This is a genomic window from Allohahella marinimesophila (assembly GCF_039538005.1).
Lineage (GTDB): Bacteria > Pseudomonadota > Gammaproteobacteria > Pseudomonadales > Oleiphilaceae > Allohahella > Allohahella marinimesophila.
The window spans coordinates 910,431-933,091 of the sequence record NZ_BAABBO010000001.1; the positions used below are offsets into that span (position 1 = coordinate 910,431).

At 56.3% G+C, this 22,661-nt stretch carries 19 protein-coding genes; 11 read left to right on the top strand and 8 right to left on the bottom strand.

The window, feature by feature from the left end; all coding sequences use genetic code 11:
* Window positions 1–20: 20 nt before the first annotated feature.
* Both ABD735_RS04130 and ABD735_RS04135 read right to left on the bottom strand, forming a co-directional pair.
* Window positions 21–1,568: an MORN repeat-containing protein gene (locus tag ABD735_RS04130; RefSeq protein WP_344803552.1), complete on the bottom strand. Its 1,548-nt coding sequence runs from the start codon at window positions 1,566–1,568 to the stop codon at window positions 21–23.
* A 69-nt stretch (window positions 1,569–1,637) separates the two neighbouring features.
* A complete protein-coding gene (locus ABD735_RS04135; RefSeq protein ID WP_344803554.1) occupies window positions 1,638–2,318 on the bottom strand; it encodes a hypothetical protein in 681 nt (226 codons plus the stop codon).
* Between the two features lie 151 nt (window positions 2,319–2,469).
* Here ABD735_RS04135 and ABD735_RS04140 point away from each other — a divergent pair, with 151 nt between their 5' ends.
* Window positions 2,470–5,508 carry an insulinase family protein gene (locus tag ABD735_RS04140; protein WP_344803555.1) on the top strand — a complete coding sequence of 1,013 codons (3,039 nt, stop codon included), beginning with the start codon at window positions 2,470–2,472 and terminating at the stop codon, window positions 5,506–5,508.
* Between the two features lie 40 nt (window positions 5,509–5,548).
* Here ABD735_RS04140 and ppsR read toward each other — a convergent pair whose 3' ends face one another.
* The gene (gene ppsR / locus ABD735_RS04145) at window positions 5,549–6,367 is read right to left on the bottom strand and encodes a posphoenolpyruvate synthetase regulatory kinase/phosphorylase PpsR (protein ID WP_344803557.1); all 819 of its coding nucleotides are present in this window, start codon (window positions 6,365–6,367) and stop codon (window positions 5,549–5,551) included.
* A gap of 154 nt (window positions 6,368–6,521) precedes the next feature.
* Between ppsR and ppsA the strand changes: the two genes are divergently transcribed.
* Window positions 6,522–8,891, top strand: coding sequence for a phosphoenolpyruvate synthase (gene ppsA, locus ABD735_RS04150; protein WP_344803559.1), 2,370 nt, complete (start codon window positions 6,522–6,524; stop codon window positions 8,889–8,891).
* A gap of 13 nt (window positions 8,892–8,904) precedes the next feature.
* The gene (gene rraA, locus ABD735_RS04155) at window positions 8,905–9,390 is read left to right on the top strand and encodes a ribonuclease E activity regulator RraA (protein WP_344803561.1); all 486 of its coding nucleotides are present in this window, start codon (window positions 8,905–8,907) and stop codon (window positions 9,388–9,390) included.
* Window positions 9,391–9,458: 68 nt separating this feature from the next.
* Here the strand turns inward: rraA and ABD735_RS04160 are convergent, their stop codons facing one another.
* Together ABD735_RS04160 and ABD735_RS04165 are read right to left on the bottom strand one after the other, a co-directional pair.
* The gene (locus tag ABD735_RS04160) at window positions 9,459–9,764 is read right to left on the bottom strand and encodes a PilZ domain-containing protein (RefSeq protein ID WP_344803563.1); all 306 of its coding nucleotides are present in this window, start codon (window positions 9,762–9,764) and stop codon (window positions 9,459–9,461) included.
* A 68-nt stretch (window positions 9,765–9,832) separates the two neighbouring features.
* Window positions 9,833–10,546 (bottom strand): TIGR04211 family SH3 domain-containing protein, encoded by a 714-nt coding sequence (locus ABD735_RS04165; RefSeq protein ID WP_344803565.1) that lies wholly within the window; start codon window positions 10,544–10,546, stop codon window positions 9,833–9,835.
* Between the two features lie 145 nt (window positions 10,547–10,691).
* Between ABD735_RS04165 and ABD735_RS04170 the strand changes: the two genes are divergently transcribed.
* The gene (locus tag ABD735_RS04170) at window positions 10,692–11,672 is read left to right on the top strand and encodes a PHP domain-containing protein (protein ID WP_344803567.1); all 981 of its coding nucleotides are present in this window, start codon (window positions 10,692–10,694) and stop codon (window positions 11,670–11,672) included.
* Between the two features lie 8 nt (window positions 11,673–11,680).
* On the opposite strand, the gene ABD735_RS04175 is transcribed toward ABD735_RS04170, so the two are convergent.
* On the bottom strand, window positions 11,681–12,325 hold the full coding sequence (locus ABD735_RS04175) for a UPF0149 family protein (RefSeq protein WP_344803569.1): 645 nt from the start codon (window positions 12,323–12,325) through the stop codon (window positions 11,681–11,683).
* Window positions 12,318–15,329: an Rne/Rng family ribonuclease gene (locus tag ABD735_RS04180; RefSeq protein WP_425548561.1), complete on the bottom strand. Its 3,012-nt coding sequence runs from the start codon at window positions 15,327–15,329 to the stop codon at window positions 12,318–12,320. Before ABD735_RS04180 ends, ABD735_RS04175 begins: the two co-directional genes overlap by 8 nt.
* A 775-nt stretch (window positions 15,330–16,104) precedes the next feature.
* Between ABD735_RS04180 and ABD735_RS04185 the strand changes: the two genes are divergently transcribed.
* Both ABD735_RS04185 and ABD735_RS04190 read left to right on the top strand, forming a co-directional pair.
* Entirely contained in the window at window positions 16,105–17,061 is a 957-nt protein-coding gene (locus ABD735_RS04185; RefSeq protein WP_344803573.1) for an RluA family pseudouridine synthase, read from the top strand.
* 22 nt (window positions 17,062–17,083) lie between these two features.
* A complete protein-coding gene (locus tag ABD735_RS04190; protein WP_344803575.1) occupies window positions 17,084–18,073 on the top strand; it encodes a S49 family peptidase in 990 nt (329 codons plus the stop codon).
* Here the strand turns inward: ABD735_RS04190 and ABD735_RS04195 are convergent.
* Window positions 18,070–18,789 (bottom strand): Maf family protein, encoded by a 720-nt coding sequence (locus tag ABD735_RS04195; protein ID WP_344803577.1) that lies wholly within the window; start codon window positions 18,787–18,789, stop codon window positions 18,070–18,072. The two genes, ABD735_RS04190 and ABD735_RS04195, sit on opposite strands and share 4 nt — an antisense overlap.
* A 15-nt stretch (window positions 18,790–18,804) precedes the next feature.
* Between ABD735_RS04195 and ABD735_RS04200 the strand changes: the two genes are divergently transcribed.
* From ABD735_RS04200 to fabG, 5 genes are all read left to right on the top strand, one after another.
* On the top strand, window positions 18,805–19,470 hold the full coding sequence (locus tag ABD735_RS04200) for a YceD family protein (RefSeq protein WP_344803579.1): 666 nt from the start codon (window positions 18,805–18,807) through the stop codon (window positions 19,468–19,470).
* An 84-nt stretch (window positions 19,471–19,554) separates the two neighbouring features.
* Window positions 19,555–19,734: a 50S ribosomal protein L32 gene (gene rpmF / locus ABD735_RS04205; protein WP_344803581.1), complete on the top strand. Its 180-nt coding sequence runs from the start codon at window positions 19,555–19,557 to the stop codon at window positions 19,732–19,734.
* Between the two features lie 37 nt (window positions 19,735–19,771).
* Window positions 19,772–20,815, top strand: a complete 1,044-nt coding sequence (gene plsX / locus ABD735_RS04210) for a phosphate acyltransferase PlsX (RefSeq protein ID WP_344803583.1) — start codon at window positions 19,772–19,774, stop codon at window positions 20,813–20,815.
* Between the two features lie 47 nt (window positions 20,816–20,862).
* On the top strand, window positions 20,863–21,840 hold the full coding sequence (fabD, locus tag ABD735_RS04215) for an ACP S-malonyltransferase (protein WP_344803585.1): 978 nt from the start codon (window positions 20,863–20,865) through the stop codon (window positions 21,838–21,840).
* Entirely contained in the window at window positions 21,837–22,613 is a 777-nt protein-coding gene (gene fabG / locus ABD735_RS04220) for a 3-oxoacyl-ACP reductase FabG (RefSeq protein WP_344803587.1), read from the top strand. Before fabD ends, fabG begins: the two co-directional genes overlap by 4 nt.
* Window positions 22,614–22,661 lie beyond the last annotated feature (48 nt).

Genomic DNA, 22,661 nt, shown 5'->3' on the forward strand with positions numbered 1-22,661 from the left:
TGTAAGTGCTGACATAGTTCCTACCATCCCTCCAGCTCCGGACAGGCCGTCGCTCGGTAACTTTGTTCTCTGTAACAGGTGCCGGGCTCGCTCGTTCTTGCCGTGAAGACCTCACCCTGCGCCGTTGTAAGTGTAGCTTGTCCAAAAGGCTCTCCAAATTTGAAGTTGCCTGAAATCTTGCTGCCGTTCGGATTCATGAATTCGCCCAGGCCGTGAAACTTGCCATCCAGAAACTGGCCGACGTAACGCTTGCCATCTGCGAAGGTGAGGGCGCCCTTGCCCTGATATTCGCCGTTGGCAAAGGTGCCTTCATAATGCGAGCCATCGCCATAGGTAATCGTGCCCTGGCCGTGAAACTCGTTGTTCACGAAACTACCAACGTACAGGTCGCCATCCGAACTGGTGAAGGTGCCTTCGCCGTTGAGCTTACCGTTACTCCACAGGCCAGTAAAAATATCTTCATTGGCCAGCGTGAGGGTGCCCTGGCCATCGTACTGACCGTTGCGGAAACTGCCGACATACTTGGTCCCATCAGGCAGTATCAGGGTCCCACTGCCGTGATATTTGCCATCGAGCCAGTTGCCCTCGTACTGTGTGCCATCGGCTTTCCGCAGGCTGCCAAAGCCTTCGAACTGCCCGTCGTCGAAGTTGCCGACGTAGCGCGTCCCATCACCGGACTGATACTGGCCTTCCCCACTGCGGACATTGTTCCGCCAGACGCCATCCACAAAATCGACACCTTTGATCTCGCTAAGCTTCGCATGAATGACTCGCTTCGTGCCTGGCTCGAGCCTGACCTGTGTCGACCATGGCTCATAGCCTGCTTTGCTGACCGTTATTTCGTAACTGCCAGGCTTGAGCCGCTCGGTCACTGCTGTGGCACCATAGTCGCGACCGTTGATCGATGCGCGGTCACCGGTCACATTTGAGCGAATGACCAGGGTGCCAGTAGTTGGTGTCGGTGGCACAGGCTTGACGGGTTTGGCTGGCGCTTCCGCCGCGGGCTCAGGCACTTCAGGCGCTTCAGCCGTCGCGTCCGTTGGAACCTGGGTCGCTGCAGCCTGCTCAGCGGCTGCTTCTGCCTGTTCGCTGGCCTTGCGGGCGATATCGGCTGCCGCTTTTACAGCGTCGGAGCCTGAGTCGGTGGTAGCAAGGGCCAGCGTGCCAGCAATCTTGTCGGCAGCTTCGGAGGCCTCCTCAGAGGCCTGCTCACTGCCGGCTTCGAGCTGATCGACAAACAGTATGGCCTGATCGACGTCTTCGTTGGCGGCCAGGGCCTCGGTGTTTTCATCGTAGGGGCTGAAATCACTGAGGTGTTCAGGCCTTCGCTCAACTTTTCCACGGGCATCGGCAGTATCCTCCCAGACGTTTGCAACCGTAGCAGTGGGCGAGCGCTCGTCGGCCTCGTCGCTTCTGGACACAGATTTTTCGGTGCTCAGCCCAGCAAGCTGGATAGAGGAGGTCAGCAGGTTGTCCAGACGACCGTGTTCGTAAGCAGCGAAAGCCGCAGTGACGAACAGCATGAATACCAGCAGATTTATGAACAGTAGCGGTCTCAGGTCGACCATGAGTCCCTCAGGGGTACGGGTAACAGGCGGCAGTGTAGCCGTTATTGTAACAGATTGTTGTGAACTGAATCAGGAGTCAGTGCCCTGGCTGCCTGATTTTTGTACTGATTCTGTCTCATCCTCCATCAGATCTGCAGCCTCTATATCAGCAGCACGTACGCCGGGCGCCCGCAGCGCCAGCCAGGCCTGCATATGGTACTCGGTTGCCTGTTCCAGCGGGTTTCTGAATGGCGTCAGAATCAGATCGAATACTGTAAACGCAAAGCCGATGGAGAACCAGGCAATGAATACCGTTTCCAGCGCGGCGGCCTGCCCCTGGGGGTTGGCCTGAACGAATGACTGCAGCGAGGGCAAGAGGTTATTGACCATCACCACCGGATTGAAACGTGCAAATACCAGTGGAAGCCAGAACGCTATGACGATGGGGAAGAACCCGAAGCTCCATACCATTCTGCGTGTGAGATACAGCACGGAGGCCGTCAGCAGCTTGCGTAACATACCAGGCTGGCGCTTCAACTCGGCAACATAGCGGCTGCGCTCCCTGACGTACTGCCGCGACAGCAGCGCGGTGTCGAAAAAGACAGTGCGACGCTCCGGCGACTCTACAACATTCGGGTCGGGGGCGTCCGCAGGGCCTAAGTGCGGGCCTGGGCGTGGCGGACCGAATTCGAGGTTTTCACCAGCTGATGGCTCGGCGCGAGACGTGGCCGACTCCCTCACTTCATCTTGGGCTGAAGACGCTTTCATCATGACTTGTCAGATCGCAGCATACGTTGACCACAGAATTTACGTTGTTCAGGCACAGCATGGCTATTGCGCCGATAGTTATCAGTCTAGTCACAACCATAGCACCCTGTGATAGGCTTGCCCCTGAACCTGTCATCATTTGGCATAATAATCTATGAGAAAAAACCCTAGTCATGCTGTCGCGAACAGCGCTGTCAGCCCTGCTGCCGCGGCCTTCCGCCTGATTTCGACCGAAACAATCGAGTCGCTCAACGTCACCCTGCAAACCTGGTATCACGAAGCCAGCCGATGTGTGCATTATCACCTCGCTTCCGAGAGCGATGAGAATGTCTGCCTGATTGGCCTGCGTACCGTGCCTACCGACTCCACGGGGGTTGCTCACATTCTCGAGCACACCACGCTGTGCGGCAGTCAGCGCTATCCGGTACGTGATCCCTTTTTCATGATGACGCGTCGTTCGCTGAATACCTTCATGAACGCCTTCACGAGCGCAGACTGGACGGCCTATCCCTTCGCCAGCGAAAACCGAAAGGATTTCTTCAACCTGCTGGATGTCTATCTCGATGCGGTCTTCTTTCCCACGCTCAATGAGCTGGATTTCGCTCAGGAGGGTCATCGCATTGAAGTAGCTGACCCCTCCGACGCGGATTCGCCGCTCGTCTACAAGGGTGTGGTCTACAACGAAATGAAGGGGGCGATGAGCTCGTCGATGTCGCAACTGTGGGCAGCCGTGACCCGTCACCTGTTCCCGAGCTCCACCTATCATCATAATAGTGGCGGCGACCCGGCGGAGATCACCGAGTTGAGCTACGAGCAGCTCAAGCAGTTCTATACCACGCACTATCACCCGTCCAACGCGGTCATCATGACCTTTGGTAATCTGCCGGTCGAAGACATCCAGCAGTCTCTGCATGACAAGGCGCTCGCGCATTTCAACGCAGTGCCCGACAGCGTCACGCCAAGCGCTGCTGCTGCGGATGAAGGGCTATCGAGGCTAATCGCCATTCCTGCCGAAAAGCGCTATGCGGCGCCGGTCACGGCCATCGAGCATTATCCCTGCGAGGCTGATGAAGACACCGGCCTGAAGAACAAGACGCATATCGTCATGGGCTGGCTCCTGGGCGATGGCAGCGATCTTGAGCAGAACCTCGAAGCACACCTGCTGGCCAATGTGCTGCTCGAGCACAGCGCCTCGCCATTGATGCAGGCGATAGAAACCACCGATCTGGGGAACTCGCCAAGCGGTCTCTGCGGCCTCGAAGACAGCTTTCGTGAGATGGTGTTCGTCTGTGGTCTCGAAGGCTCCGAACGAAGTCATATCGAGGCGTTTGAACAGCTTGTTCTCGGCGTGCTGCAGGATATTGCCGAGCATGGAATTGATCAGGAGAAGCTGCAGTCGGTGCTGCATCAGCTTGAGCTGAGCCAGCGTGAAATCTCCGGGGATGGCTATCCTTACGGCCTGCAGTTGATCCTGGCTGGGCTTTCACCTGCGCTTGCGGGCATCAACCCCGGCTCGCACCTCGATATCGATGAGGCGCTTGAGTCTCTGAGACAGAAAATTACCGACCCGGATTACATTTGTCAGCTGGTGCGTCGCCTGCTGCTGGACAACAGCCATCGGGTCACGGTGGCGCTGGTGCCGGATGAACAGATGGCGGCAAGACAGGCAGCAATGGAGGCGGGAAAACTCGCAGACATCAAGTCACGCCTGAGTGCTGGGCAGAAGCAGCAGTTGATCGACCGCGCCGAGGCGCTCACTGCCCGTCAGGCCTCGGTCGACAAGCCCGACATCCTGCCGAAGGTCGGGCTCGCAGATGTGCCGCCGAACAAGCCTATGGTCAAACCCGCCGACGCCTATGGTAAGTCGAATGACAAGGGGCAGGTGCTCACGGCTTATGACCAGGGCACCAATGGCCTCGTCTATCTGCAATATGTGTCCTCGATTCCCAGCCTCAGTGACGAAGAACTGCGCTTGCTGCCTTTGCTGTCAGCCATTATCCCCGAGCTTGGTGTGGGCGACGCAGGTTATCTTCAGATTCAGGAAGAGCAATCTGCGAGCACCGGCGGTATCGGAGCGTTCACCCAGTACCGTGGCCCGCTCGATACCTCAGCCTTCTGCGGGGGTGCGTTTATTCTCGGTGGCAAGGCGCTGGAGCGTAATGGTGACAAACTGGCTGACCTGATGACGCGAACCATGGCTGACTGCCGCTTCGATGAGCTGGATCGCATACATGAACTGTGCAGCCAGATTCTGACGCGTCGATTGGAGCGTGTCACAGGCTCGGGTCACAGCCTGGCAATGTCGCTGGCAGCATCCGGCCTGAGCGCGAGCGCTGCCGTGGGCTACACCATGGGTGGCATTGAGTCGATTCCCTGGCTGCGCGAAACCATAGCCGGATTTACCGACCGGGCGAAGCTCGAAGCCTTTGCCGGCAAGCTGGCTGATCTGCACCGGAAGTTGCTGGGAGAACCTGGCCAGCTGGCGGCCATAGGTGAATCCTCCTTCCTGCGGCATGGCCAGTCGATTGTCGACCGTTTTGGTGCCGACCTCACACTTGGTATGACAGACCTCAATCTCCGCACAGTCAGGCTGGATCAGCCAGTCCATGTGCAGCAGGCCTGGCAGATCAATTCACAGGTCAACTTCGCGTCCATTGCTGTGCCCACCGTGCCTGCGGATCATCCTGATAATGCTGCACTCACCGTCATTGGCAACCTGATGCGAAACGGCTATCTGCATCGGGCAGTGCGCGAGCAGGGTGGTGCCTATGGTGGCGGGGCAGCTCAGGATGCCAGCAGCTGTGCGTTCAAGTTTTACAGCTATCGGGATCCAAGGCTCAATGACACGCTGAAGGATTTTGCGCGGTCTGTAGACTGGTTACTAGAGACGAAGATTGAGGAGGCTGCACTTGAGGAGGCGATCCTCGGCGTCATCGGTGGGCTGGACAAACCACGCTCGCCAGCCGGCGAAGGCAAGACTGCCTTCATCAACGCGCTGTTTGGTCGCGACGATGCCTACCACGCCCGCTTCAGGTCAAGTGTTCTGAACACTGGCGCTACTGAGCTGAAACAGGTCGCCGAGCGTTATCTGACAGCGGCTGCAGATGCGGCCAGACACTCAGTTGGCCTGGTAGTGGGAGAGCGCGGTGCCGCCGAGCTGGATAAGTCACGGTTCAGCCTTCGCAAGCTTTGATGCTGAGTGCCTGGGCGCCCGAACAGGGCGCCTCTCGGCGTTAGCGTACGCGCCTTTCGATGCCTGTTTCCATGAGGATGCGGGTCGCAATTTCTTCGACTGAATAGTGGGTGGAATTGATGTGCGGAATGCGTTCACGCTGGTACATCAGTTCAACTTCCTGAAGCTCGTACATGCACTGCTTGACTGAGGCATAACGGGAATTGGGTTTGCGCTCGTTTCTGATGGCTACCAGCCTGTCGACATCGATCGTCAGTCCGAAGATCTTGTCGCGATAAGGCTGCAGCACTTTCGGCAGCTTCTGGTCCAGGATGTCATCGTCAGTGAGCGGGTAGTTGGCCGCTTTCAGACCGCATTGCAGTGCCAGATAGATGCAGGTCGGTGTCTTGCCACTGCGCGACACGCCCACCAGTATCAGATCGGCATCCGAATATTGTCGCGTTCTCGCGCCATCATCATTTTCCAGCGCAAAGTTCATGGCTGCAATTCGCTCACTGTAGCGCTCACTGCCCGTTATGGAATGCGATTTTCCCACCGTATACGACGATTTATGCTTGAGTTCCATCTCCAGCGGCTCAAGAAACGTACCGAAAATGTCGATCATGTAGCCTTGGCTGGTGCGTATCACGCTGCGTATTTCGCTGTTGACGATGGTGTCGAAAATAATTGGGCTGCCTTCGTCCGTATCAGCAGTCCGGTTGATGCGCGCGACGACGTTCTGGGCTTTCTCGACACTATCGATATAGGGCAGGGTAATGCGCTCGAAATCGATGGTCTCGAATTGCGCCAAGAGCGCCTGACCAAGCGCCTGTGCGGTGATTCCGGTGCCATCGGAAATGAAAAAGGCGGTACGTTTCATCGATAGAGTACTCGTGGCGAATAGGCTATGATAGCCTACAGAATTCGCATTCAAAATTCTCGAAACATTCTGAGAAGACTCTCGCAATAGTATAGAGACCTAACACTGGAGCCTCATAGTCCGAGGCTCATGGTATGAGACAGGGAGATAGACTTTGGCAACAAACATCATCTGGTTCGACAAGCTGGGCATGCACGACGTCGACAAGGTTGGCGGGAAAAATGCTTCGCTGGGTGAAATGATCAGCAATCTCTCAGGCGCGGGCGTCACCGTGCCGAATGGATTTGCGACCACTGCGGATGCCTATCGTGAGTTTCTCGAACAGGATGGTCTCGCACAGCGGATCAAGGACAGGCTGGACAGGCTGGACATTGACGATGTAGTCGCGCTCGCCGAGTGCGGCCGCGAAATTCGTGGCTGGATAACTGACTCCAAATTGCCGGCTGGCCTGGAAAAGGATCTGGCCGCTGCCTATGAGCAGATGCAGAAAGGGGCGACCGAAGCACCTGTCGCAGTACGTTCTTCGGCGACTGCCGAGGATCTGCCTGATGCGTCCTTTGCTGGTCAGCAGGAGACCTTCCTCAATATCACTGGTCTGGATCACGTCCGACATGCCGTGAAGGAAGTATTTGCTTCACTATTCAACGACCGGGCCATTTCCTATCGCGCGCACCAGGGCTACGCCCATGAGCACGTTGCTCTGTCAGCAGGCATTCAACGCATGGTTCGCAGTGAGTCGGCAAGCAGTGGTGTCATGTTTACACTGGATACCGAGTCAGGCTTCGACCAGGTCGTGTTCATCACGTCCTCCTATGGTCTTGGAGAAACGGTAGTCCAGGGCGCGGTAAATCCGGACGAGTTTTATGTGTACAAGAAGAACTACACTGAAGGCCGCCCAGCTATTCTCAAACGGAACCTGGGGTCAAAGGCCATCAAGATGGTGTATGGCGATCATGCCTCAGCTGGCCGGTCTGTTCGAACCATCGATGTGGATCCGGCCGAGCGCGCACGTTTTTCTCTGACCGATGATGAGGTCATGGAACTGACCCGTATGGCCATCGAGATCGAAAAGCACTACAAGCGGCCGATGGACATCGAATGGGCGAAGGACGGTGACGACCACAAGCTATACATCGTTCAGGCCAGACCTGAAACCGTCAAGAGCCGAAATAGCTCCGCCATCATGGAGCGTTATCTGCTGCAGGAATCGGGCACTGTCATCTGCGAAGGTCGCAGCATCGGTCAGCGAATTGGCAAGGGCCCGGTGCGCCTGGTGCATTCCATCAATGAGATGGACAAGGTGAAAGATGGTGATGTGCTTGTCACTGATATGACCGATCCCGACTGGGAGCCCGTTATGAAACGCGCTTCCGCCATCGTGACCAACCGTGGCGGCCGGACCTGTCACGCCGCCATCATTGCGCGTGAGCTGGGCATTCCTGCCGTCGTCGGTTGTGGCGATGCGACCGAAGTCCTGCAGGAAGGCCAGAATGTCACGGTCTCATGTGCCGAAGGCGATACCGGTCTGATCTATGAGGGACTGCTCGACTTCGAATTGCGCCAGAACAGCATCGAGTCGATGCCGGCACTCCCGTTCAAAATCATGATGAACGTCGGCAACCCCGATCGAGCCTTTGACTTCCAGGGTCTGCCGAATGAAGGGGTAGGTCTGGCGCGGCTGGAATTCATTATCAACCGCATGATCGGCGTGCACCCAAAGGCATTGCTCAACTTCGATACGCTGCCTAGAGATGTGAGACAGGTCGTCGAAAAGCGAATCAGCGGCTACGCCGGCCCTGTCGACTTCTTTATCGACAAGCTTGTTGAAGGTATCAGCACCCTGGCGGCGTCCTTCAATCCTCAGAAGGTGATCGTTCGCCTCTCTGACTTCAAGTCGAACGAATACGCCAACCTGATTGGCGGTACGCTTTACGAGCCTGAAGAAGAAAACCCAATGCTCGGTTTCCGCGGCGCCTCGCGGTATATCTCCGAGACTTTTCGCGACTGTTTCGAACTTGAATGCCGTGCACTGAAATACGTGCGCGATACCATGGGCTTTACCAATGTCGAGATCATGGTGCCCTTCGTTCGCACCGTTGGTGAAGCGAAGCAGGTCGTGGAATTGCTGGCTGAAAATGGTCTCACGCGTGGCGAAAACGGGCTTCGTGTCATCATGATGTGCGAATTGCCGGCGAATGCCCTGCTCGCGGACCAGTTCCTCGAGTATTTCGATGGCTTCTCCATCGGCTCGAACGATCTGACGCAGTTGACCCTTGGTCTGGATCGCGACTCTGGTGTTATTGCCCATCTCTTCGATGAGCGTAACGATGCCGTGAAGGCACTGCTGTCACAGGCCATTTCTGCCTGCAAGCGTCAGAACAAGTACATCGGTATCTGCGGTCAAGGCCCATCGGATCATCCTGATTTCGCACGATGGCTGATGGATCAGGGTATCGACAGTGTGTCGCTGAACCCGGATTCAGTCATGGATACCTGGTTCTTCCTGGCGGAAAAACAGATCTAGAGAGGGAGACAACATGACATTTTCCACACCAGATCTTTGTGACGATCACGGTCACGATGTACAGGTACTGGAGCCACTGTTCAGCAACTTTGGCGGCAGAGAAATTTTTGGCGGCGAAGTCGTGACAGTTAAATGTTTCGAGGACAATTCGATCGTCAAGGATCAGGTCGGCCAGCCGGGTCGTGGCAAGGTCATGGTCGTCGACGGGGGCGGTTCAATGCGCGCCTCCCTGTTGGGTGACATGCTTGCCGAGAAGGCTGCCGAGAATGGTTGGGAAGGGCTCATCATCTATGGCTGCGTACGCGACGTGGATGAGCTGGCAGATACCGACCTTGGGGTGCAGGCACTGGCCTCGATACCGAGGAAGACTGAAAAGCGTGGCTTGGGCGATTTGAATGTACCGATAAAGATTGCTGGCGTTGATATACAGCCTGGCGATTTCATCTACGCAGACAACAATGGCATTATTGTGTCGAAACAGTCCTTGGTTCAGCAGTGATACAGGACTGAAAGCACGCACGAAAAAGCCGCGATTACCGCGGCTTTTTCATATCTGACAGTATCGCCTCAGGAAGCGACTTCTGTGATCTCAACACCGAGTATGTATTTGTCCTCATGAGGGTGAGCGCGCAAGACGCTGATGCGTGTTTCAAAGGAGGGGAAGGAGGGGTTGTTCGAGGGCATCGTGCTGTAGAGCTCTGTGCCAGGTGCAATCTCCTCGTCCACCAGTATTTCCATACCGGTGCCGCTCAAATTGCGACAGATGCCCTGAATCCGTTCGGCATCTTCATTCTCATCAGCAGTGCGACGAAGCTCGATGGGCGCATCGACTTTCATGCGAATAAAGTTTCTTTTCTCGCTGTAATCTCTCATGACTCAGGGTCTCTGTGGTCGTTTCCGTTCAATCTTGTTTTCTGGTGGCAGGGCGATAGGCCCGGGCCCTACCAGCTACTTCGCTTTTGCTGCCGGAACATCGGCAGTATGACAGCAATCAGAATTCCAAGGGCGACCAGGCCGCCACCGTGAAGCATTGCGTTGCTGTTCTTTTCTTCCTTCAAACGATCGTTTTCTGCAGTCAGCAAATCGACTTCGTTCTTCAGTCGTTCGTTGGTTTCACGGAACTCTCGGTTGGTGGCATCAAGTGCGATAGCACCTTCTGAAATACGCTTGAGCTCGCTCAGCTCCCGCTCCAGTGCTGCATTTTCCTTGCTCAACTTGGCCCGCTCGCCATCCATTGCTTCGGCACGTTCTCGCAAGGTCAGATTCTCGCTACGAATTTTTTCGAAATCGGAGCGCATCTGGTTGGTTTCTTTGGTCAGCTTCTCTAGCCGATCACGCGCAATAGGCTGATCTGATAGAAAGCGCGTTGGCAGGTAGCCTTCAACGCCGCCAGGTTCTCTGACTTTGCTGTAGCCTGTGTCCTTGTTGGTGGAGATGACCTCGACCGGCGTACCACTCTTGAGACCTCTGTGTACGATTCGATAATTGAGGCCTTCCCCACTGTTGAGCGGTGCAAACAGCGTGTCGTCGATATATTTGCGCTCGGCAAGCGCAGGGAATGATAGGATAAGACCTAAAGCACAGATGAAATTGATGAGCGGGCGTGTGATATCAGTTCGAACTACCGGCCCGGAAGTCTCTGAAACTCGTTTCATGTCGTGTCGATTTATTTGATGAATTTGAAATTGAAGGCAGTGCCTGACAGGTTTCGATGCTGTCGTGATGATCTGATCAGCGATCATCTGAAATATAGCATAGAACACAGAGTGCCTTTAAAAAAGTGAGAGTTGGAGCAGTATTTTGCAGTTGAAACAACATGCTTTTGATGGTCATTGTCATAGTACAGCCTCAGACGGGACAAATTCGCCGCGCGATCTGGCAGCACTGGCATTTGCACGCGGTCTGTCCACCTTGTACATGACAGATCACGACACGCTGAACGGCTATTACGAGTTGCTTGCGCTGGCTCAGGAAGGGGAGCAGGCGGGCGCCGATGAATCCGAAGCTGCCATTGTGTTCAGCACTGATGAAGCAGATCAGGGTTTGTTGGTCAGTTCAGCTGGCACTGATCACCAGATGTCCATCGAGCCTGGTGCGGAGCTCTCATGTGAGTGGTCGGGCAAGACCATTCACATCCTGGCATATGGTCTCGATATTCATCAGCCGGGTTTGAACCAGCTGCTTGAGACGCAGATGAGCCGACGTCGAAAGCGTGCCGATACTATCATCGAAAGAGTGGCAGAGGCGACAGGCCGTCAGGATCTGGTTGAGCATCTCCCGGATACGCCTTTGTTGGCCAGGCCGCATTTTGCCCAGGCCCTGGTCGCCATGGGCGAAGTACGCAATGAAAAGGAAGCGTTCAGCCGTTATCTCGGACAGGGCAAGGCTGGGGACGTGGTCGTGGACTGGCCAGAGATGGCTTCGCTCCTTGAGGAGTTGGCCGCCTGTGGTATCGCTGTATCTCTGGCCCACCCTGATGCCTACAACCTCTCGGCGACACGCCTGCGCCTGCTGATTGAAGATTACGAAGAGATGAGCAGTTCATGCGAGTTACGCGCGCTGGAAGTAGCGACCCCGGACGTCAAGCAGGGCAGGGCTGCCTGGCTGGCCGATCTTGCGCGCAAGCACGAACTGTTTCAGACTGCAGGGAGTGATTATCATGGCGCTCGGACACCCTGGCGGCGTCTTGGCCTGTTCCCGGAAATGCCGGGACTCAAGGAAGGGTCAGGGCCCGCGAACTGCCGAAGAGCAGTCCCCAGTCTGTTCGAAGCCCTGACCTAGAAGGCGGGTTACTCGCCGTTGAAAATCAGATAGAGATCGATCAGTCTCTCGGGAATGCTGAAGTCACCGTCAGCGCCCCGTTCAAGCAACTCAGCCAGCGAAGTCGTGGCCAGTTCAGTGTCATCTGACAGATCCTCCACATCAGCCACCGCAAGAATAGGTGCGATCAGCGTGGCGATCTCGTCAGCCTGCTCGGCAAACCAGCGGTCCTCCAGCGTCAGTACGATCTCGGTAAACCCGAGGCACCAGTTTTCGAGCGCTGTCTGACTGTCTTCGTCGGCAGCATCCTTGTCGGTTTCTATCTCATCGGGCAGGGCAGGCAACTGCTCATTGTCGAGTTGACGGCGTATATGTTTGACCAGCGCTGATGTGCGATCAGACAAAAAGGCCGCTTCCTCTGGTGAGCAGTTGACGCTATCTTCCCCAGCTTGCTTGCGCTCGTCTGACTCGATCGATTCTGCCCCAAGGATAAACGCGGCCAGATCGAAGGCATCATCATGAGACGGACCCACGGCCAGTGCACTGCACAGGCCGTGGAGTCCGACGCAGTCGATGGCGTCAGGAAAACGATCGGAGAAGAGCAGCGCCTCAAGGCGCTGCATGTCATCGAGAGAGTAGGGATAGGCCTGGGGCAGGCCGCTGGCATCAGCCATTGGCCGACGCCCCATCGTTATTCCCGTCGGTCTTATTCCCATTCGGCTCAGCCTGATTTCCCGAACCGTCAGACTGCGCTGCAGAGCCAGCCGCTTCCTGCTGTTGGCGACGCTTTCGCTCACGGGGATCGTTATGGGCTCTGACGACATTGCCATCGCTTTCGGAGCCTGAAGTCGACTCAGCCACGTTACCATCGCGCTCAGCGGGAGCGCGTCTGCCCTGAGCCGACTGTTGGCCCCGGGAGGTTCGAGCTGGTCGCTGCGTAGAGGCGGCGTTCTGTGGAGCCTGTGGGCTCACACGATTTTCCACTCGTCTGGTGTCGGCTGCCTTGGGGTCTTCTGCTTTCACTTCAGACTGGCTTGCTTTTCCCTCGCTTGCCTCAGAGGCCACGGCCTCTGCAGCCGCGCTCTTGGCTACAACGTCTCGCGTTGCCTGTTCTATTTTTTCCGGATTCAGAGTGGTGGCGTTGACCGAGTCGATAGGCGTTGGTGAACTGTCCCGCCCTCTCTGCTCGCCGCTGTCAGCTTGTGAGGCTGCCTTAGGCTCGGACTGTGCTTCGGATTTTGGGGTGTCCGGCGCTTCAGGCTTGGGCTCTCTTGGCTGTTTGGTTTGAGACTCGGCCTGCATCTGACCTGGCGCAGCATCGGATGATGCTACTGCCCGGGTTGGTTCAGGCGTTTTTACAGAGGAACCGCTGCCACGATTACGTCGCGGTCTGGCAAATTCACTGGCCTTTTGTGGTGAGTCTGCAGATTGCGCACCGGATTCGTCGCTACGATCGTTGGAATTGTCGTCGGACGACGAATCCTGATCGGTATTTCGGTTGTCGCCGGCCTGACGATTCTGTCGATTTCCTCGATTTCCTCGATTGCGACCACCTCGGCGCGAGCGCCTCGGCTCGCCATCAGCACCAGTGGGCCGATTGCCCGAGTTGCTCGATTGTGCATTTCCGGCACTGTCATCTGTCTTTGCCGTTTCACGCTCTTGTCTGCCACCAGTCTGGGCATCCGCTTGATTTGCCGGCGCCTGGGACCGTCGTGAGGCATTGTTGTCGCGCTCGCCTGAAGTACGGCCTGTCGCAGCACTCTGATCTCCGCGGCCTTCACCACGTGCGGGGCGCTCGCCGCGATTGCGAGCCGGACGGCTACGATCGTTGCGCTTATTCCTGCGACCATCCTCACGCTGTTCGGCTGGGGACTGGACCTGGCGCGGCTTCTGGGCAGCGCCCTCCGCCTTGGGTGGCGGGCTCTCAGGCGCCTGATGCGCGCCAAACATGGCGCCTAACTTATTCTTGAGCCTGCTCAGCAGACCCGCTTCCTGGCTTGGCTGCTCAGGCGCTGACGCTACACGAGTTGCCGGCGCAGGTGCAGGTTCGACTGTAGCAGCCGGTCTGGCTGCAGGTGCCGGCATCGGAATGACACCCTTGACTGCAGCTTCTTCACGAACAGGGCCACGCTTGAACATGAAGTCCATTGACTGATCTTCATCAGCCAGTTCTTCGGGCGTAACGGTATAGCTTGTTTCACCGAGATTACTCGCATCGTCTCGTATCCGCTGCACCTCGAACTGTGGTGTCTCGATTGACGGTGTCGGCACGATGATCAGTGACACCTTCAGGCGCTTCTCGATCGCACAGAGTTGTATGCGCTTTTCATTCAGCAGGTAGGTCCCGACATTGACGGGACAGATGGCGCGAACCTCAGTGGTTCGATCCTTTACTGCTTCTTCTTCCATCAAACGGATGATGGTCAATGCGAGCGATTCGATCGTTCGAATGGTGCCCTGTCCCTCGCAGCGAGGGCAGGTTTCAGAGCGGGTTTCCCCTAATGAAGGCCGCAAGCGCTGACGGGACATTTCCAGCAGGCCGAAGCGCGAAATCTTGCCCATTTGCACACGGGCTCTGTCGATTTCGAGTGCAGATCTCAGCCGGTTCTCGACTTCACGCTGGTTCTTGTTCGACATCATGTCGATGAAATCGATGACCGCAAGGCCGCCCATGTCTCGGAGCCTGAGCTGTCGGGCGATTTCGTCTGCAGCTTCACAGTTGGTCTGAAACGCTGTTTCCTCGATGTCGCCACCCTTCGTAGCACGGGCGCTGTTGATATCGATGGAAATCAGGGCTTCGGTTGGATCTATGACGATCGAGCCACCTGAAGGCAGACGCACTTCGCGCTGATAGGCGGTTTCGATCTGGCTTTCGATCTGATAGCGATTGAAGAGCGGGATGTCTTCGGCATACAGCTTGACCTTGTTTTCCATGCTCGGCACAACGGCCCGCACGAAGGTCAGCGCATCCTGATAGACTTCCGGGTTATCAATGAGAACCTCACCGATATCGTTGCGAAGATAATCACGGACCGCACGGATGACCACGTTACTTTCCTGATAGACGAGGAAAGGGGCCTTTCTGGCCGCCGTGGCTTGTTCGATGGAGCTCCATACCTGAATCAGGTAGTCGAGATCACCCTGCAGTTCTTCAGTGGTTCGGCCTACGCCTGCGGTACGGACGATAGTGCCCATCCCCTTGGGTGTCTCAAGACCGCGCGTCGCATCCTTGAGCTGCTCGCGTTCTTCGCCTTCGATACGACGGCTAATTCCGCCAGCCTTGGCATTATTTGGCATAAGGACCAGGTAGCGGCCCGCCAGGCTAATATAGGTGGTCAGGGCTGCACCCTTGTTGCCCCGCTCTTCCTTGTCGACCTGCACAATCACTTCGGTGCCTTCACGAAGAATTGGCTTGCCGCCTTTCTGATCGTTCTGCGGCTTGTCGAAATAATTCTTTGCCACTTCTTTCAGTGGCAGAAAACCGTGGCGTTCGGCACCGAAGTCGACGAAGGCGGCTTCCAGGCTTTGCTCTACGCGGGTAATTTTACCCTTGTAGATGTTTGCTTTTTTCTGCTCCCGAGTGGCGGCTTCAATATCCAGGTCGTAGAGTTTCTGGCCGTCGACCAGCGCAACACGCAATTCTTCACGCTGTGTTGCATTTATAAGCATTCTTTTCATTTGATGGGTCGCTGTTATTGTCCGTACAGACGGCGACATGACTGGCAGAGAGGCGGAGACCTGATTGATGCGCTCGTCGAACTCGTGGTTCGGCGGAGGCGCGACGGGCTCCGATATTGATCCGCAGCGAAAGGTGCTCTGAGCGGCCTCGATCTCTATCGAGGCGGTCGGCACGCGTCCCTTCGGTCAAAATTGCTGGCCTTACTACATGCTGCGGCAGGTGCCGCGCACCTTGAAAGGTCCGGCGTAAGTCTCTGTCAGTGCATAAAGCGGTCATGCACGTTCTGGTATATAGAGATATGGAGCGTATCGGGTCTTCTGAGAGCAGTGTTTCACAACCGGTGAAACCAAATGCAATCCGGTGACTTAAGCAGATACGCCTACGGTTGCCGCTAGCATCAGCCCAAGCACCTAGGAGGGATGTTCGCCCGCGTCTGGATGGTTTGGACGCTGATATCAGCAAGCTGTCAGGCTATCGCAATTGGATTTCGAAAGCGGGAACGGTATAGTTAGCGGCCCACGTCTCTCGTGCTGTTGAGTTCGGTTAGAGCTCGAAGTGACAACGAGTCGTGCGTGATGGCTGTCATAGACGCCGCCTGACAGATGGAATATAGCAATTGCAACGATTGTTTTCAATCGACGCCATCATTGTTTCATAATCCTTCAGCATTGTAAGCTGTTCTGGCGCCCGATTCGCGCCGCTAGCCACGCCCGACCATTTCAATGTGAACGGCAGATTCACCCGATTTTCCATTTGTGATAAGTAGGAGAGGTTTTGGTCAGATTCGTGAATATTACCGAGGACGCTGATGGGCAGCGGCTGGACAACTTTCTGTTCAGAGTCTGCAGTGATGTGCCCAAGTCGCGGATCTATAATGCCATCCGGCGAGGTGAGGTGCGGATCAACAAGGGCCGCTGCAAGCCGAGCAACAAGCTGAAGCTCGAAGATGTAGTGCGCATACCGCCCTTCAAGGGGCAGTCCACCACTGATGCGGAGGCGGGTCCAAGTACGGCATCGCCGTCTGAACGCTTCGTCGCGGGACGGATCGCAGCCGACGCCCTTACAGATATTGTGTATGAAGACGACCTGCTGCTCATCATCAACAAGCCCTCCGGCATTGCCGTGCACGGCGGATCTGGCCTGCAGACCGGCTTGATCGAGTCACTGAGACTGGTGCGCAAGGCCGATCATTTTCTCGAACTCGTTCATCGTCTAGACAGGGAAACCTCCGGACTGCTGCTGATCGCGAAAAAGCGGCGCGCGCTTTTACGCCTGCAGTCTATGCTGCAGGAGGGCCGGGTGGAAAAAATCTACCGCGCCTGGGTTGCTGGACAATGGCCGAAGCATGTTACTGAAATTACCGCGCCGCTGAAGAAGCTGGTCGGTCAGGACAAGGGTGTGATTGTGGCCAGCGATGGCAAGGCCTCGCAGACCCTGTTCTCGGTAATAGGGCGGACAGAGCACGCTACACTGGTAGAGGCGCGCCCGGTAACTGGTCGAACTCATCAGATCCGGGTGCATGCGGCCTATGCCGGCTGTCCGGTCATTGGCGACGAGCGCTACGGCGACAAGGCCGTCAACCGGCAGTTCAGCGAGCAGAACGTCAAGCGGCTCTGTCTCCATGCGGCCGAACTCGTGCTCAAGTGGGATGATGCGCCTCACCAGCGGCTTTCGGCACAGTGGAACCCTGATCCAGGCCTGCGTTTGCCTGAACATTCTTCTGAAAACTGATATTGATCATGGAAGCAATTAAATGACACAAAGAGTTGAAGATGGCTCGCACGGTCCTTCAAGGCCTGAAAGCGAAAAGGAATGGCGTCTCATACAGCGGGTGGTCACTGAAAGTGTCAGTGAGCAGCGTCGCTCACGTCGATGGGGCATTTTCTTCAAGCTGCTGACCTTCGTCTACCTGTTCATGATCTTCTTCGCCGTGCGTTTCAGCATGAGCGGTAGTGGTATCAACGTAGCGCCCGGTGAACACACGGCTATTGTCGATATTGAGGGTGTGATCATGGCAAGCGAGAGCGCTAGCGCCGATCGTGTGATTACCGCACTCAGAGCGGCTTTCGAAGCACCGGATGCCAAGGCGGTCGTGATCAGGATCAACAGCCCCGGCGGCAGTCCGGTTCAGGCGGGCTATATCTATGACGAAATCAGACGCCTGAGAGGCGAGCACCCCGACAAGCAGGCCTATGCGGTCATTGTTGATATTGGCGCTTCAGGTGGCTATTACATCGCAGCCGCTGCCGACATGATTTATGCCGACAAGGCGAGTCTGGTCGGTTCGATAGGCGTGACGGCGACGGGCTTTGGTTTCGTCGAGGCGATAGAGAAGCTTGGTGTCGAACGCCGGGTCTTTACCGCAGGGGCTCACAAGGCCTTCCTCGACCCCTTCATTCCGGTCAAGCCCTACGAACGTGAATTGTGGGAAGACGTGCTGCAGACTACGCACCAGCAGTTTATCGAGCAGGTGAGAAAGGGACGCGGCGATCGCCTCGCGGACGACAATGAACTGCTTTACTCGGGTGTCATCTGGTCAGGTGAGCAGGCGCTCGACCTTGGACTTATCGACGGTCTCGGAAGCTCGTCGTATGTGGCGCGTGAAATCATCGGCGCTGAAGAGCTGGTCGATTATACGCTGCGTGAAAATCCCTTTGAGAGTCTGGTTGGTCAGCTCGGCGTAAGCATCGGCAAGGGCATTAGCGCGCTGTTCGTCGAGCAGAGCTTTCCGCAGCTTCGCTAGGCCGACTGGAACAGACTGATCCCGGCACTTCTCAATATGCTCGCCAGACGGATGAGCGGCAGACCGATGAGGGCTGAGGGGTCGTTGCTCTGATAGCGTGAGAACAGGCCAATGCCATGGGATTCGATCTTGAAGCTGCCGGCACAGTCGAAGGGCTGGTCAAGGGTCAGATAAGCGTCGATCTCTTCATCGCTGAGCTTGCGGAAGGTCAGGGTGGTGGTCTCGAGGACTGTGACAATTCGATGCTGTGATCTGCAGAGCGCCTCAGCCTCGCTGTACCAGGATTGGTGTTCAAAGCCAGATGTAGGGCAAGCGTCTCTGGTCAGCGCCAGGTCGCGAGGTACCAGGACTGCCGCAGCGGTGTGGAATACTGCGTTTTTGCCGCTACAGTAAGTGAGTTGCGCAAAGGCCGCTGAATGGTGGCCAGGCTTGTTCAGAAGAGCGCCGTCGCAGCTGCCAGTCTGATCGCTCCCGATAATGACGGCATTTGCGTTCGCGGCTGACAGCGAAAGCGCTTTCTGAATGGCATGGTGGCAGGCCAGAGCGTCGGGCTCTCCCTTGAGCTGCTCGCGCAGCGAGTCCTGGGCTTCATCATACATTGGCGCGGTGCCGGAAAAGGTCATATTGAGCTGGCGCATGAGCGCTGCCCGGTAGGTGGACGTCGATGCGAGTATGATTGGGCATGGCTTGTGCTTTACTTTGACTGCGTCTGTCATTAAAATGCGCGCCCTATGAAAAAACCGACGGAAACGGATGCGCAAGGCGCCCCGAAGAAGGACTTTAAGGCAGCCGCTTCCTTATTGCCAGCGCGTATTGACGCCGACTCGTATTGCGACAGACGCATCAGTCTGAACGGCAATTTGCAGGTCAGGCAACTGAAAAGGCTGGATAAAGTCCTGCTGGATAGTAGTTCGCAAACGGTCAATGGCATCTTTGAATTTGATCGGGATGAGCTCAAGCAATCGATCGTTCGTGGCACCATCAGCGCCAGCGTCTTTGCTGAGTGTCAACGCTGTGGTCAGGCTGTCGGATTGAATATCGAAGCGGCGCGTGTCTTTGGACTGGCCCGTTCGGAAGCTGATTTCGAAGCGATGCCAGTCGAGTATGAACCGGTATTGCTGGACAAGGGCAGTCTCGAGCTGCACACCCTTGTCGAAGATGAATTATTACTGACAGTGCCTCAGTTCGTCTATCACGAGCCGCTGCCAGTTGAAGGTGATACTGGCGATCTACTACTCAAGCCGTGCGACCTGCAGTCCACAGTGTCCGTAGGCTCTGCCACCGCTGATCAGGAAGGAAATGAAGGCTTGGTCTCCGAGCCTGCGTCTGCCGCCAGCAGCACCGAAACGCACAGGCCCTTTGAGGGGCTGGACAAGTTATTGGGTCCAAAAAGGTAACCGATTCTGCAGGTGGTCTGCGAGGCAGGCCCGGCCGGATCTCATAATTAATTTTCCTGAAAATGAATTGAAAGGGGTTTCACAATGGCAGTTCAGAAAAGCAAGAAGAGTCGTGCGATGCGCGGCATGAGACGTTCGCATGACGCACTTTCTGCGCCTGCGCTGTCTACCGATCCGACTACTGGTGAGCGTCATCGTCGTCACCACATCACGGCCGACGGTTTTTACCGTGGCAAAAAGGTTATCGAGACTGAGCAGGAGTAAGCTGACCAGTCAGGCCTGCTGAGAAGGCAGCCCCACAATGGCTGCGAACTGCACGATCGCCGTCGATGCAATGGGCGGTGATCGAGGAGCCGGGGTTGTTTTTCAAGCTATTACCGATGTGCTTGAGACCGATCCCGCCCTCAGAATTATCGTCTTCCAGAAAGAGACCGTGTCTGGGCCTTCAATTTCCCCCGTTGTCTCTGATTCCAGTTTCAAGTCCATGATTGCCTCCGGTCGACTCGAGATCAGGCACTCTTCAAGTGTGGTCGACAAGTCCGACAAGCCTACCTACGCCTACAAGCACCGTGCCGACAGCAGCATGGCCGACGCTCTTCGCTGTGTAGCTGAGCGTGAAGCGCAGGCATGCGTAACGCCGGGCAACACTGGAGCCTTGCTCGTATTCGCCAAGGCCCTCGTCGGTACGCATACCAGCATCGAGCGACCAGCATTCATCAAGCGGCTTCAGCTAGGATCGAATATCTCCTATGTCCTCGATCTTGGTGCCAATGTCGACTGTCGCGGGGAGAGGCTGTTTCAATTTGCAGTCATGGGCTCTGCGCTCGTATCGGCCTTGCATGATATTGAAAGACCCCAAATAGCCTTGCTGAATATCGGCTCCGAAGACATCAAGGGGAACGAGCAGGTTCGGCTGGCTGCCCGGTTGATCGAGGAAGCAAAGTGGCTGAATTATCGTGGCTTTGTGGAAGGCGGAGCGCTGTTCAATTCGGATGCCAATGTGATTGTCTGTGACGGCTTCGTCGGTAATGCGGCGCTCAAGGCCGGGGAGGAGGTCGCGCGGCAGATTCTGAAGCAGTTCGATGTGATGCTGAGCGGTCACTGGTGGTCATTCTTTGTCAGGCGCCTGTCACGACCGCTGTTTGCCCGAATCCGCCGTGGCATCGATCCTGATCACAATAATGGGGCCTCGCTTGTGGGGTTATTGGGCACGGTCGTCAAGAGCCACGGCAATGCGGATCGACGGGGCTTTGCAGCTGCGCTGCGACAGGCGGCCTCTGAAGCTCGTTCAGAAGTCGCGCTCAGAGTCTGCCGCGAGCTTGATAGCATTGCTTTTAATGCTTAATGTAGGCGCCTTCCCAAAGTGATTCACCATATACAAGGTAACACTGCATGAGCTACGCGCTTGTCTTTCCCGGACAGGGTGCTCAGTCGATTGGCATGCTTCAGCCACTCGCCGAGCTGAGTCCCATCATTGCTGAAACCTATGCGGAGGCCTCTGAGGCGCTTGGCTATGACTTGTGGACCGTGGTCTGCGATGGTCCCGAGTCTAAACTCAATGCTACCGAGTTCACTCAACCAGCCATTCTGGTGGGCAGTATTGCTGTGTACAGAATGCTCGAAAGCAGACAATTCGAAGTCGAAGGATTTAGTGGCGACGCACCAGTGGCCGTGGCGGGACATAGTCTCGGCGAATACTCCGCCCTCTGTGCGGCAGGCTCTCTTTCTCTCGGAGAGGCGGCACGCCTCGTAGCCGAGCGCGGTCGTCTCATGCAGACTGCAGTCACAGGTATGGATACCGCGATGGCTGCCGTGTTGGGTCTGGACGATCAGGATGTCATCAACGTCTGTGAACATATTTCGCAGACCATGGGGGCAAGGGAGCTGGTGGCGGCGGTGAATTTCAATTGTCCGGGTCAGGTCGTCATTGCTGGCACCAGTAAGGCCGTTGCCCGTGCCTCCGAACAACTGAAGGGAGAAGGGGCGAAGCGAATCATTTCGATACCAGTCAGTGTTCCAAGTCATTGTGCGCTGATGAAATCAGCGGCTGACCAATTGGCCGAGGCTATTGAGACGTCCGTCAGGCAGGCGCCAATAGTGCCGGTGATCCAGAATCTCGATGGTGATGTCGCGCATGAGCTTGCGGCGGTCAAAGACAAGCTGGTTCGCCAGCTCTATACACCGGTGCAATGGGTAACGAGCATGCAGTCGTTGCTGCGTTATAAGCCCTCGGCTGTGCTCGAGTGTGGGCCAGGGGCGGTATTGACCGGGCTGCTGAAGAAAATTGATCGCACGGTAGCGGTAAGGGCCTTGTCGCGCGCTTCGGAGTGGCGTATTGCAGGTGAAGCGAGTGTGGAGGCCAGCTCATGACCGACAAAGACTCTGATAACAATGTCCCGAGCCGCACTGCATTGGTGACTGGGGCTTCCAGAGGGATCGGGGCCGCCATAGCAGCCGCTTTGGTGGATGCCGGCGTAATGGTGATCGGTACTGCCACCACTGAAGCGGGCGCAGCAGTCATCTCGACGGCCTTGAAGAGCCGAGGGGGAGCGGCAGCGCAATCCTCGACGGGTATGGTGCTGGATGTCAGTGATGCCGCGAGTCTGGAACGTTTGACTGAGCGATTGCAGATAGACAAGACCGTCATCAATATTCTCGTCAATAATGCGGGTATCACGAAAGACAACCTGCTGATGCGAATGAAGGATGAGGGCTGGGATAGCGTGATCGCGACCAACCTCAGCGGCGTATTCAAGCTCGCACGACATTTCAGCAAAGGCATGATGAAGCAGCGCTGGGGTCGCATAGTCAATATCAGTTCGGTTGTCGCAAGCATGGGCAATGCCGGTCAATCGAACTACGCGGCCTCCAAGGCCGGCGTGGAAGGATTGAGTCGAGCCATGGCGAAGGAGCTGGGCTCCCGAAATATAACGGTTAATTCAGTGGCTCCAGGTTTCATCGAGACTGACATGACGGCCGATCTGAGTGCTGACCAGCGCGAGGCGATGCAAAACGCGACCTCACTCCAGCGTCTGGGTCAGCCCGAAGAAGTCGCTGCAATCGTGAGCTTCCTCTGCTCCGATGCTGCGGGCTATATCACCGGCGAAACAATACATGTAAATGGTGGTCTGTATATGGGCTAGAGGCTTCGCCTCGGTCCTTTTTTGTTGTTACACTACGGCTCTGGCATT

Excerpts from the sequence above, each read along its gene's own strand:
- fabG (WP_344803587.1), top strand. The coding sequence starts at position 21,837 with ATGACCGACAAAGACTCTGATAACAATGTCCCGAGCCGCACTGCATTG.
- rpmF (WP_344803581.1), top strand. The coding sequence starts at position 19,555 with ATGGCAGTTCAGAAAAGCAAGAAGAGTCGTGCGATGCGCGGCATGAGA.
- ABD735_RS04200 (WP_344803579.1), top strand. The coding sequence starts at position 18,805 with ATGAAAAAACCGACGGAAACGGATGCGCAAGGCGCCCCGAAGAAGGAC.
- ppsR (WP_344803557.1), bottom strand. The coding sequence starts at position 6,367 with ATGAAACGTACCGCCTTTTTCATTTCCGATGGCACCGGAATCACCGCA.
- ABD735_RS04180 (WP_425548561.1), bottom strand. The coding sequence starts at position 15,329 with ATGAAAAGAATGCTTATAAATGCAACACAGCGTGAAGAATTGCGTGTT.
- ABD735_RS04140 (WP_344803555.1), top strand. The coding sequence starts at position 2,470 with ATGAGAAAAAACCCTAGTCATGCTGTCGCGAACAGCGCTGTCAGCCCT.
- fabD (WP_344803585.1), top strand. The coding sequence starts at position 20,863 with ATGAGCTACGCGCTTGTCTTTCCCGGACAGGGTGCTCAGTCGATTGGC.
- ABD735_RS04175 (WP_344803569.1), bottom strand. The coding sequence starts at position 12,325 with ATGGCTGATGCCAGCGGCCTGCCCCAGGCCTATCCCTACTCTCTCGAT.
- ABD735_RS04130 (WP_344803552.1), bottom strand. The coding sequence starts at position 1,568 with ATGGTCGACCTGAGACCGCTACTGTTCATAAATCTGCTGGTATTCATG.
- plsX (WP_344803583.1), top strand. The coding sequence starts at position 19,772 with ATGGCTGCGAACTGCACGATCGCCGTCGATGCAATGGGCGGTGATCGA.
- ABD735_RS04160 (WP_344803563.1), bottom strand. The coding sequence starts at position 9,764 with ATGAGAGATTACAGCGAGAAAAGAAACTTTATTCGCATGAAAGTCGAT.
- rraA (WP_344803561.1), top strand. The coding sequence starts at position 8,905 with ATGACATTTTCCACACCAGATCTTTGTGACGATCACGGTCACGATGTA.
- ABD735_RS04195 (WP_344803577.1), bottom strand. The coding sequence starts at position 18,789 with ATGACAGACGCAGTCAAAGTAAAGCACAAGCCATGCCCAATCATACTC.
- ABD735_RS04135 (WP_344803554.1), bottom strand. The coding sequence starts at position 2,318 with ATGATGAAAGCGTCTTCAGCCCAAGATGAAGTGAGGGAGTCGGCCACG.
- ABD735_RS04190 (WP_344803575.1), top strand. The coding sequence starts at position 17,084 with ATGACACAAAGAGTTGAAGATGGCTCGCACGGTCCTTCAAGGCCTGAA.
- ABD735_RS04165 (WP_344803565.1), bottom strand. The coding sequence starts at position 10,546 with ATGAAACGAGTTTCAGAGACTTCCGGGCCGGTAGTTCGAACTGATATC.